The following is an 11049-nucleotide window of genomic DNA, read 5'->3' as shown; positions in this document are numbered from 1 at the left end:
CGCTCGACCGCGAGCGCGACGCCCATCCCGCCGCCGATGCACAGCGACGCCAGCCCGCGCTTCGCATCGCGCTTGGCCATCTCGTGCAGCAGCGTCACCAGGATCCGGCAGCCCGACGCGCCGATCGGGTGGCCGATCGCGATCGCCCCGCCGTTCACGTTCACCTTCGACGTGTCCCAGCCCATCTGCTTGTGCACCGCCAGCGCCTGCGCCGCAAACGCCTCGTTGATCTCCATCAGGTCCAGGTCGCCCGGCGTCCAGCCCGCGCGCTCCAGGCACCGGCGCGACGCCGGCACCGGGCCCATCCCCATCACGCTCGGATCCACCCCCGCGTTCGCGTACGCCTTGATCCGCGCCAGCGGCGTCAGGCCCAGCGCCGCCGCCTTCTGCGCCGACATCACCAGCACCGCCGCCGCGCCGTCGTTCAGCCCCGACGCGTTCGCCGCCGTCACCGAGCCGTCCTTCGAGAACGCCGGCTTCAGCCCCGCCAGCGATTCCGCCGTCACGCCGTGACGCACGAATTCATCCGTCGCGAACTGCAGCGGCTCGCCCTTGCGTTGCGGRATCGCCACCGGCACGATCTCGTCGTCGAAGCGGCCGGCCTTCTGCGCCGCTTCCGCCTTGTTCTGCGACAGCGCCGCGAAYGCATCCTGCTCTTCGCGCGTGATCCCGTATTCCTTCGCGACGTTCTCCGCCGTGATGCCCATGTGGTACTGGTTGWACACGTCCCACAGCCCGTCGACGATCATCGTGTCGACCAGCTTCGCGTCGCCCATCCGGAACCCGTCGCGCGAGCCCGGCAGCACGTGCGGCGATGCGCTCATGTTCTCCTGGCCGCCCGCGATCACGATCTCCGCGTCGCCCGCGACGATCGCATTCGCCGCCAGCATCACGGCCTTCAGGCCCGAGCCGCACACCTTGTTGATCGTCATCCCAGGCACTGCGCTCGGCAGCCCGGCCTTGATCAGCGACTGCCGCGCCGGGTTCTGCCCGGAGCCGGCCGTCAGCACCTGGCCCATGATCACTTCGCTGACCTGCTCGGGCTTCACGCCCGCTCGCTCCAGCACCGCGCGGATCACCGTCGCGCCCAGTTCGGGCGCCGCAATCTTCGCAAGCGAACCGCCGAATTTGCCGACCGCGGTCCGCGCGGCCGATACGATCACTACGTCCGTCATGTCCAGTTCCTGCATCGAAATCAGTTCGTCGTTCTGGCGCCGGCACGAGCCTGCCTCGGCCGGCGATCACGCATCTCGGGCCATCCGGCGCGATAGCGGTCGCACGCTGCCATACGGCGCGCAGCATCCGTTCGCACGGGCGGCGCACCGGTACGGCTCGCCGGTTCACCGGCGCCTTGCGGCAAACCGGACGTTCGCCGGACGTCACGCGGCACACGCGGCATCCGGCGCCATCCGGCGCCGATCAATCGTGTCGCGCTTTGTGCGCGACACGTACTTGCGCGACTACGCGCGGCTACGCGATCAGGCAGCCGATTCGCGTGCGGCGGCAGCGTCCTTGCGCGCGGCGGCAGCCGTTTGCTTGGCACCCCGCGTGGCCGTTTCGCTGACCGCATCGAAACCGCTCTGTGCGGCCTCGATCGCCTGGCCCGTCGCTGCGCGCACGGAGTCGGCCGCGGCGGTCGCTGCGGACAGCGCCGAGTTCAGCGCGGCCACCACCGGCGCCGAGCCGGCCGGCGCATGCTTCGACAGTTCGCCGAGCACGTCCTTCAGGCGCTTGTCGTTCTGTTCGTATTGCGCTTGCGCGACCTTTGCCCATTCGGACTGCGTCGACACCGCGATGTCGAACAGATGGCGGCCGTACGACACGACCTTGCCGGCCGCTTCCTGCGGTGCGGCAACCTGCTGCGCGAAACCCACGGCCGGGTTACTGCTGTTGAACGCGTTCTTCAGCTTGTCCTCGTATTCCTCGAGCGCCGTCCGGGCCGCTTGCAGGTTGAGTTCGACGACAGCCTCGAAACCTTGGATCGCCGGACGGGCGATCGCAAACCACGCGGCGATACCGGATTGATATTCGGCGTTGAGTTTTTCGGGGGCAAATACGGACATCGGGCACGCTCCTGTTAGCAATGCGAGAGACCAAGTAAAGAAAATTGGAAGTCGAATCGACAGCAGACTCCCTTATTGACAACCCGCCACTTATTTGAGCACGGGAAGTTGAAGGAGCCCATTTTAGATCGATTAATTGTCAATTAAATGGCATTAATGATAGGTGTAAACCCTTATACATTCAACGCGACCGCTGAAACCCTCAACGCGCCGACATCGCAGACGGAGCCGCGCATCACTCTGTCCCGCATTGCATTTTTACCTTGTTGCAGGATAGCGGATCATGACGACGCGCAACATTTACCAATTCATTATTCCGTTTATTAGAAAACCGACGCGCATTGAAAATGGAGCGACCATCTATGTAATCGTTTTTTCTGGATTTATTATGAAATCGTTTTCGGGATTATTAATGACGAAATCAATGATCGTATGAATTACGGGTCGCAATAAAAAAAACGGCCGCGTGATGCGGCCGTGTCTCCACCAGGCTGGCGCGGAATCAGCCGGCCAGCTCGCGATGCAGCGCGAGGAACTCCTGCGCGAGCTTGTGTCCGGGCTCCAGATGGATCACCGGCTTGGACTGCTGATGCGACTCGCGGATCTTCACCGACGCCGACAGCCTCGACGCGAGCACCGGCAGCCCTTCTTCGACGAGTTCGTCGACCAGCCGCTGCGGCAGGCTCGCCCGCGGCTGGAACTGGTTGATGACGATCCCTTCCACCTCGAGCGCCGCATTGTGGTCCTGCTGGATTTCCTTCACGTTCTCGAGCAGCGTGTACAGCGCACGGCGCGAGAAATCGTCGCAGTCGAACGGGATCAGGCAGCGCTCCACCGCGATCAGCGCCGAGCGCGTATAAAAATTCAGCGCGGGCGGCGTGTCGATGTACACGGCATCGTAGGTGTCGAGCTCGTTCAGCGCGTCGCGCAACTTGTAGATCTTGTAGCGCGATTCGAGCTTGCCGTGCAGCGCGTCGAGATCCGGATGCGCGGGCATCACGTCGAGCCCTTCGAACGGGGTCGGATGGATGAACGACGCGACGTCGACCGGTCGGAAGTTGAAGGTCAGCGCGGTTTCGAAGAAATCGGCGACGCCCGGCTGCGCGTCGGACGCGGCGTCGCCGAGCAGGTAGCGCGTGGAGTTCGCCTGTGCATCGAGGTCGATGACGAGCGTGCGCAGCCCTTCGCTCGCGCTGATCGCCGCCAGGTTGCAGACGATCGTCGATTTCCCTACGCCGCCCTTCTGGTTGAATACGACCCGCCGCATTGTGTCTCCTCGATCGAAACGTCGAAAAGACAAGCTTAGCCGGTCAATAATGGCGCTCGCGTGACGCAGGTCGAATTGCGTGCGATTGTGTACCGCACGCGTCACGTGCGCGGCTGTGGCCCCGATACATACCGGTTACCCGGCACGCTCCACCGCCACGGCAGATCCGCGCCGACGCGAATGCCGATGCGCGGCCCGCCCGCCAGATCGGCGGGCGGCGGGATGCCGTCGTCGACGATCGCGAACCCTTCGTGCGCGCCGATCAGGTCGACACCATCCTGCACGCCGGTGATCCCCATCGCCCGGGTCAGCCGCGCCGGCCCCCGGCACAGGTCGCGATCCCGCGTCTGCGGCGGCCGTGCCGCACGCATTTGTTCGAGCCCTAGCAACGGCTCGAGCGCACGAATCAGCACACCCGTTCCCGTGCCATCCGGGCCGCACACGCAGTTGCAGCACCAGTGCATCCCATACGTGAAATAGACGTACAGGTGCCCCGGCGGCCCGAACATCGTCGCATTGCGCGGCGTCTTGCCGCGATAGGTGTGCGCGGCCGGATCGATCGCGCCCGCATAGGCTTCCACTTCGACGATCCGCCCGGCCCGGCCGTCCGCGGCCGCGAGGATCTTGTTGAGCAGTTGCGGCGCGACGTCGGTGGCCGTGCGGTCGAAGAATGCGCGGGGCAGCCCGGTGCCCGGCCACCGGGGCGCGGTTTCACTGCGCCGCATCGCGCCCCCCCGGTTGAAGACCGGAAACGGTCTTCGCCTGCAGACGAAGCTGACGGTATGCGTCAACCAGATCGTCGAGACCGAATGCGAGGTTTCTCCCGCTGGGATTGGGCAGCACCCAGACGCTCGCCCCCTGCATGCGGGCCGGTTGCAGCCCCCACTCGACTTCTCGCCGACCGGAAAGCGCCGCGTACGCCGCCTTGCCGAGAAAAGCGACGAAGCGCGGCGCATAGCGTGCCAGCTTCTGGTCGAACTCCGCGGCCGCGGCAATGAATTCTGCACGCGAGAGCTGCTCGGCACTCGCGGTCGGCCGTTTCACCACCGCCGTCAGGCCGCAGCCATACCGGAGGATCGCGTGATCGTCCTGCGGCGAAATTTCCGCCGGCGTGAAGCCCGCGAGATGGATCACGCGCCAGAAGCGGTTGTTTCTCCCCGCGAAGTGATGCCCGGTCGCGGCCGCGGTCAGGCCGGGATTGATCCCGCAGAACAGCACGTCGAGATGCGGAGCGATGAGGTCGGGAAGTTCGTCAGCCACGTTTTGCCTGGCGCGCAAGGAACATCGACGTAAACGAAAGAAGGCCCGAAGACCCGGGCCAAGCAACCGGCTTGACTCGGACATTCGGGCCCATCGTGATGCAGGTACCGACTTGCCGATCAGAACGGGATATCGTCGTCCATCTCGTCGAAGCCGCCGCCAGCCGGTGCGCTCGGACGGCTCTGCGCGCCGCCGCCTGCACCGCCACGCGCCGCGCCGCCGGCACGACCGCCGCCGCGTTCCGCCTGCTCGCCGCGGCCGCCGCCGCCGCCACCACCGTAGCCGCCGCCGTAACCGCCTTCGTCACCACCGCCACCGCCGCCGCCCACACCGCCGCGGCCGCCGAGCATCTGCATCTGGTCCGCGACGATTTCGGTCGAGTAGCGATCCTGGCCGTCCTGGCCCTGCCACTTGCGCGTGCGGATGCGGCCTTCGATATAGACCGACGAGCCCTTCTTCAGGTATTCGCTGACGATTTCCGCCAGACGACCGAAGAATGCGACGCGGTGCCACTCGGTCATTTCCTTGAAATCGCCGCTGGCCTTGTCCTTGTAGCGGTCGGTCGTCGCGAGACGGATGTTCGCAACCGCGTCGCCGCTCGGCAGGTAACGGACTTCAGGATCGGCGCCGAGATTGCCGACGAGGATGACCTTGTTGACGGATGCCATGTGTTTCTCCAGTAAATTCGATGCCGGGCCGCCCGCTCATGCTGTCGGGGCGGCCCGCCGGGCAAGCCGGCGAACGCCGCCGGTACCTGCCAAAAGTGAGTTCAGGCCTTGCGCGGCGGCGCTTTCATGCTGGCCGCGATTATAAGCCACGCGGCCACGAGCCCAGAACACGTGTAGAACACGGTGTTCGCGCCGCCGTGCTTCAGCAGCCAGCCGCCCACGATGCCGCCGAGCGCGAGCCCGATCGACTGCGTGGTGTTGTAGACGCCCGTGGCCGCGCCCTTGCGCGAGCCGGGTGCGAGCTTCGACACGAGCGACGGCTGCGACGCTTCCAGGATGTTGAACCCGAGGAAGTAGACGAACAGCACCGCCGCCACAATCAGAATGGTATGCGGCGCGCTGCCTAGCAACAATTGGCCGATCAGGATAGCCAGGATGCCGCCGAGCAGCACCGGCTTCATCTTGCCCCGTTTTTCCGCGACGATGATCGCCGGGACCATCATCACGAACGCGAGCCCCATCACCGGCAGGTAGACCTTCCAGTGCGCGGCGACCGGCAGGCCGCCGTCGACGAGCAGGCGCGGCACGACGAGGAACAGCGCCGTCTGCGTCGCGTGCAGCACCAGCACGCCGAAGTTCAGGCGCAACAGCTCGACGTTGTGCAGCACCTCGGCAAACGGCGCGGGCACGTGCACGGGCTTCGCCGCGTCGGGCACGATCCACACCACGACGCCGATCGCGAGGATCGACAGCACGCCGACGATCGCGAACAGCCCGCTCATCCCGACCCAGTGGAACACGATCGGCGCACCGACGATCGCGACCGCGAACGACACGCCGATCGACCCGCCGACCATCGCCATCGCCTTCGTGCGGTTCTGCTCGGAGGTCAGGTCGGCGATGAACGCGAGCACCGCGGACGACACCGCGCCCATCCCCTGGATCACCCGGCCGACGATGATCCACGTGATGTCGTGCGCGAACGCGGCGACGAAGCTGCCGATCGCGAAGATCACGAGGCCCGTGGCGATCACCGGCTTGCGGCCGAACTTGTCGGACGCCCAGCCGTAGAAGATGTAGAACAGCGACTGCGTGACGCCGTAGGCCCCGAGCGCGATGCCGACGAGCAGCACGTTGTCGCCGCCCGGGATGGTTTTCGCGTAGACCGAGAACACCGGCATGATCATGAACAGGCCGAGCATGCGCAGCGCGAAGATCGCTGCGAGCGACGTGGTCGCGCGCAATTCGGGCGCGGTCATGCGGGAAGACGTGGCGGACGGATTGGACATCGGGAATGAATTTCGAATGATCGGAATGTCCGCCCGACACCGGGCGGCGGAAGATCAGGACCAGCGGCCCGGGAGGCCTGGCGGGCGACGCGTCGGCGCAGGATTCAGGCAACCCGCAGGCCGCCCGGAACCGCGCGACGCGGCCGCTTTCCCGGCGCAGGCGCCGCCTTGCTGCCACCTGCTGCAAGGCTGGGGGGCCCAAACGACGGCCTCGAAAAGCCGTTATAGTAGCAGGTTTGGTTCCCTCCATTTTCGCCAGGTTCATGGAACAGATCCGTATCCGTGGGGCGCGTACCCACAACCTGAAAAACGTCAATCTCGACCTGCCGCGCCACAAGCTGGTCGTGATTACCGGGCTGTCCGGGTCGGGAAAATCGTCGCTCGCGTTCGACACCCTTTATGCCGAGGGCCAGCGCCGCTACGTCGAAAGCCTGTCCGCGTATGCCCGCCAGTTCCTGCAGTTGATGGAGAAACCCGACGTCGACCTGATCGAAGGCCTGTCGCCTGCGATCTCGATCGAGCAGAAGGCGACGTCCCACAACCCGCGTTCGACCGTCGGCACGGTCACGGAAATCCACGACTACCTGCGACTTTTGTTCGCACGTGTCGGCACGCCGTACTGCCCCGACCATGACATCCCGCTGGAAGCGCAGAGCGTGTCGCAGATGGTCGACGCCGCGCTCGCGCTGCCCGAGGAAACCAAGCTGATGATCCTCGCGCCCGTCGTCGCGAACCGCAAGGGCGAGCACGCCGAGCTGTTCGAGGACATGCAGGCGCAGGGCTTCGTGCGCTTTCGCGTGCGCTCCGGCGGCGGCACCGCGAACGAAGGCGTCGCGAAGATCTACGAGGTCGAGTCGCTGCCGAAGCTCAAAAAGAACGATAAGCACACGATCGACGTCGTCGTCGACCGCCTGAAGGTGCGCCCGGACATGAAGCAGCGCCTCGCCGAGTCGTTCGAGACGGCGTTGCGCCTCGCCGACGGCCGCGCGATCGCGCTCGAGATGGATTCCGACCACGAGCACCTGTTCAGCTCGAAGTTCGCGTGCCCGATCTGCTCGTACTCGCTGCAGGAGCTCGAGCCGCGCCTGTTCTCGTTCAACAACCCGATGGGCGCGTGCCCGGAATGCGACGGCCTCGGCCAGATCACGTTCTTCGACCCGAAACGGGTGGTCGCGCACCCGTCGCTGTCGCTCGCCGCCGGCGCCGTGAAAGGCTGGGACCGCCGCAACCAGTTCTACTTCCAGATGCTGCAGAGTCTCGCGGCGTTCTACGAATTCGACATCGACGCCGCGTTCGAGGATCTGCCGGAAAAGATCCGGAAGGTGCTGCTGTTCGGCTCGGGCAAGCAGGCGATCCCGTTCTCGTACATCAACGAGCGCGGCCGCACGACGATCCGCGAGCACGTGTTCGAAGGGATCATCCCGAACCTCGAGCGGCGCTATCGCGAGACCGATTCGGTCGCGGTGCGCGAGGAATTGTCGAAGTACCAGAACAACCAGCCGTGCCCGTCGTGCGACGGCACGCGCCTGCGCCGCGAGGCGCGCCACGTGCGGGTCGGCACCGGCGACTACGCGCGCGGCATCTATGAAATCAGCGGCTGGCCGCTGCGCGACGCGCTCGGCTATTTCGACGGCCTGACGCTCGACGGCGCGAAGCGCGAGATCGCCGACAAGGTGATCAAGGAAATCGTCGCGCGCCTCACCTTCCTGAACAATGTCGGCCTCGACTACCTGTCGCTCGAGCGCAGCGCCGAAACGTTGTCGGGCGGCGAGGCGCAGCGCATCCGGCTCGCGTCGCAGATCGGCTCGGGCCTCACGGGCGTGATGTACGTGCTCGACGAGCCGTCGATCGGCCTGCACCAGCGCGACAACGACCGCCTGATCTCGACCCTCAAGCACCTGCGCGACCTCGGCAACTCGGTGATCGTCGTCGAACACGACGAGGACATGATCCGCACGGCCGACTACGTCGTCGACATGGGCCCCGGCGCGGGCGAGCACGGCGGCGTGATCGTGGCCGAGGGTACGCCGAAGCAGGTGCAGTCGAACCCGCAGTCGCTCACCGGCCAGTACCTGGTCGGCAAGCGCACGATCGAGTACCCGGACGAGCGGCTCGCCCCCGATCCAGAGCGGATGCTGCGCATCGTCGACGCGCACGGCAACAACCTCAAGCATGTCGATCTCGAACTGCCGGTCGGCCTCTTGACCTGCATCACCGGCGTGTCGGGCTCCGGCAAGTCGACGCTGATCAACGACACGCTGTACCACGCGGTCGCGCGCCACCTGTATGGCTCGTCGGCCGAGCCGGCGCCGCACGAGGCGATCGAGGGCCTCGAGCACTTCGACAAGGTGATCAACGTCGACCAGTCGCCGATCGGTCGCACGCCGCGCTCGAACCCGGCTACGTATACGGGCCTGTTCACGCCGATCCGCGAGCTGTTCTCGGGCGTGCCGACCTCGAAGGAGCGCGGCTACGATCCGGGCCGCTTCTCGTTCAACGTGAAGGGCGGCCGCTGCGAATCGTGCCAGGGCGACGGCGTGCTGAAGGTGGAAATGCACTTCCTGCCGGACGTCTACGTGCCGTGCGACGTGTGCCACGGCAAGCGCTACAACCGTGAAACGCTCGAAGTGCAGTACAAGGGCAAGAACATCAGCGAAGTGCTCGACATGACCGTCGAGCACGCGTACGCGTTCTTCAGCGCGGTGCCGGTCATCGCGCGCAAGCTGAAGACGCTGCTCGACGTCGGCCTCGGCTACATCCGCCTTGGCCAGTCGGCCACGACGCTGTCGGGCGGCGAGGCGCAGCGCGTGAAGCTGTCGCTCGAACTCTCCAAGCGCGACACCGGCCGCACGCTGTACATCCTCGACGAGCCGACCACCGGCCTGCACTTCCACGACATCGCGCTGCTGCTGGAAGTGATCCACCGGCTGCGCGACCAGGGCAACACGGTCGTGATCATCGAGCACAACCTCGACGTGATCAAGACGGCCGACTGGGTGATCGACCTCGGCCCCGAAGGCGGCGCCGGCGGCGGTCAGATCATCGCGCAGGGCACGCCCGAGCAGGTCGCGAAGACGAAGGCGAGCTTCACCGGCAAGTACCTCGCGCCGCTGCTCAAGCGCACGGCCCGCAAAGTCGCAGCCGGCTGACGCTTCCCACCGTCCTCCTCTCCCGCGCGCGGCCGTCCGGCCGCGCGCCTCCCTCCGCATCGCGCAACCGGCCTCCTCTCGTTTTCCCTTCTGCGTTTACACCATGCGCCAAACGGCCCCGTTGCGGACCATAATGGCGGCTATACTTTACGGTCGTAAGGTTCGCCGTACGCACCAATCCGGTGCGGCGCCGGGCGAACACGGCTCTGCCACGCATTCCGCGGCATGACACACGAACGACAGGAATCCACAATGGAGAAGCAACCAGACTCGTCTCGCGATGCGCAAAATCGCGAACCGCACCTGCGCAGCGTGCGGCTGACGAGCGACTTCAGCCTGCCGAAGCTGTCGGCACTCGAGATCGGCAGCTATGTGTTCGCGATCCTCGCCATGTGGCTCGTGATCGAGCTCAAGCTGCTCGGCGGCCTGCTGGCCGGCCTGCTCGTCTACCAGCTGATCCACACGATCGCACCCGTGATCGAACGTCACACCACGAGCATGCGCGCGCGCTGGGTCGCCGTCGTGCTGCTGGCGATCGCGATCGTCGGTGCGCTGACGGGCCTGACGATCGGCATCATCGAACACTTCGAGCGCACGGTGCCGAACCTGCAAAGCCTGCTCGACCAGCTGATGCAGATCGTCGAGCAGACCCGCGCACGCACGCCGGCCTGGATCGCAAACCTGCTGCCCGTCGACGTCGAGCAGATGAAGACGAAGGCCGCGGTGCTGATGCACTCGCACATGGACCAGCTCCAGCAAAGCGGCAAGAGCGTCGCACGCGGCTTCGGCCACGTGCTGTTCGGGATGATCATCGGCGCGATGATCGCGATCGGCGTCGAGCACGGCAAGGTGCGCCGGCCGCTGTCGACCGCGCTCGTCACGCGCGTGTCACGCTTCGCCGACGCATTCCGCCGGATCGTGTTCGCGCAGATCAAGATCTCGACGATCAACGCGGTGTTCACGGGCATCTACCTGCTCGTCGCGCTGCCGATCTTCCACCAGCGGCTGCCGCTGTCGAAAACGCTCGTGCTCGTCACGTTCATCGTCGGCCTGCTGCCCGTGATCGGCAACCTGATCTCGAACACGCTGATCGTCGCCGTGTCATTGTCGGTCAGCATGGGCACCGCGATCGCGTCGCTGGCGTTCCTCGTGATCATCCACAAGCTCGAATACTTCCTGAACGCGAAGATCATCGGCGGCCAGATCGAGTCGCGCGCGTGGGAGCTGCTGCTCGCGATGCTGATCATGGAAGCCGCATTCGGGCTGCCGGGCGTGATCGCCGCGCCGATCTTCTACGCGTACCTGAAGCGCGAGCTGTACCTGCTGCGGCTGATCTGAAGCAGCCCGCGCGTC

9 protein-coding genes are annotated in these 11049 nt (G+C 65.8%); 2 read left to right on the top strand and 7 right to left on the bottom strand.

Annotation, left to right across the window (positions count from 1 at the left end; translation table 11 throughout):
• The 7 genes from B7G54_RS29250 to B7G54_RS29220 form a co-directional block, all read right to left on the bottom strand.
• Positions 1 to 1175: acetyl-CoA C-acetyltransferase (locus B7G54_RS29250; protein ID WP_085042193.1), on the bottom strand; the 1175-nt coding region annotated here is incomplete at its 3' end.
• Positions 1176 to 1478: 303 nt separating this feature from the next.
• Positions 1479 to 2063, bottom strand: coding sequence for a TIGR01841 family phasin (gene phaP, locus B7G54_RS29245; RefSeq protein ID WP_085042192.1), 585 nt, complete (start codon positions 2061 to 2063; stop codon positions 1479 to 1481).
• A 502-nt stretch (positions 2064 to 2565) separates the two neighbouring features.
• The gene (locus tag B7G54_RS29240; RefSeq protein WP_085042191.1) at positions 2566 to 3330 is read right to left on the bottom strand and encodes a ParA family protein; all 765 of its coding nucleotides are present in this window, start codon (positions 3328 to 3330) and stop codon (positions 2566 to 2568) included.
• Positions 3331 to 3431: 101 nt separating this feature from the next.
• A complete protein-coding gene (locus tag B7G54_RS29235) occupies positions 3432 to 4055 on the bottom strand; it encodes a DNA-3-methyladenine glycosylase (RefSeq protein ID WP_085042190.1) in 624 nt (207 codons plus the stop codon).
• Complete coding sequence (gene mug, locus B7G54_RS29230) at positions 4042 to 4590, bottom strand: G/U mismatch-specific DNA glycosylase (RefSeq protein ID WP_085042189.1); 549 nt, start codon at positions 4588 to 4590, stop codon at positions 4042 to 4044. The genes B7G54_RS29235 and mug overlap by 14 nt, the downstream gene beginning before the upstream one ends.
• A gap of 119 nt (positions 4591 to 4709) precedes the next feature.
• Positions 4710 to 5258: a single-stranded DNA-binding protein gene (locus B7G54_RS29225; protein ID WP_085042188.1), complete on the bottom strand. Its 549-nt coding sequence runs from the start codon at positions 5256 to 5258 to the stop codon at positions 4710 to 4712.
• Between the two features lie 101 nt (positions 5259 to 5359).
• On the bottom strand, positions 5360 to 6547 hold the full coding sequence (locus B7G54_RS29220) for an MFS transporter (RefSeq protein ID WP_085042187.1): 1188 nt from the start codon (positions 6545 to 6547) through the stop codon (positions 5360 to 5362).
• A gap of 263 nt (positions 6548 to 6810) precedes the next feature.
• Between B7G54_RS29220 and uvrA the strand changes: the two genes are divergently transcribed.
• Together uvrA and B7G54_RS29205 are read left to right on the top strand one after the other, a co-directional pair.
• Positions 6811 to 9696, top strand: a complete 2886-nt coding sequence (gene uvrA / locus B7G54_RS29210; RefSeq protein ID WP_085042186.1) for an excinuclease ABC subunit UvrA — start codon at positions 6811 to 6813, stop codon at positions 9694 to 9696.
• Positions 9697 to 9948: 252 nt separating this feature from the next.
• Entirely contained in the window at positions 9949 to 11034 is a 1086-nt protein-coding gene (locus B7G54_RS29205; protein WP_085042185.1) for an AI-2E family transporter, read from the top strand.
• Positions 11035 to 11049 lie beyond the last annotated feature (15 nt).

The organism is Burkholderia puraquae (genome assembly GCF_002099195.1).
GTDB lineage: Bacteria > Pseudomonadota > Gammaproteobacteria > Burkholderiales > Burkholderiaceae > Burkholderia > Burkholderia puraquae.
Note: the sequence above shows the minus strand (reverse complement) of the source record. Positions and strands in the feature narration are given on the sequence as shown.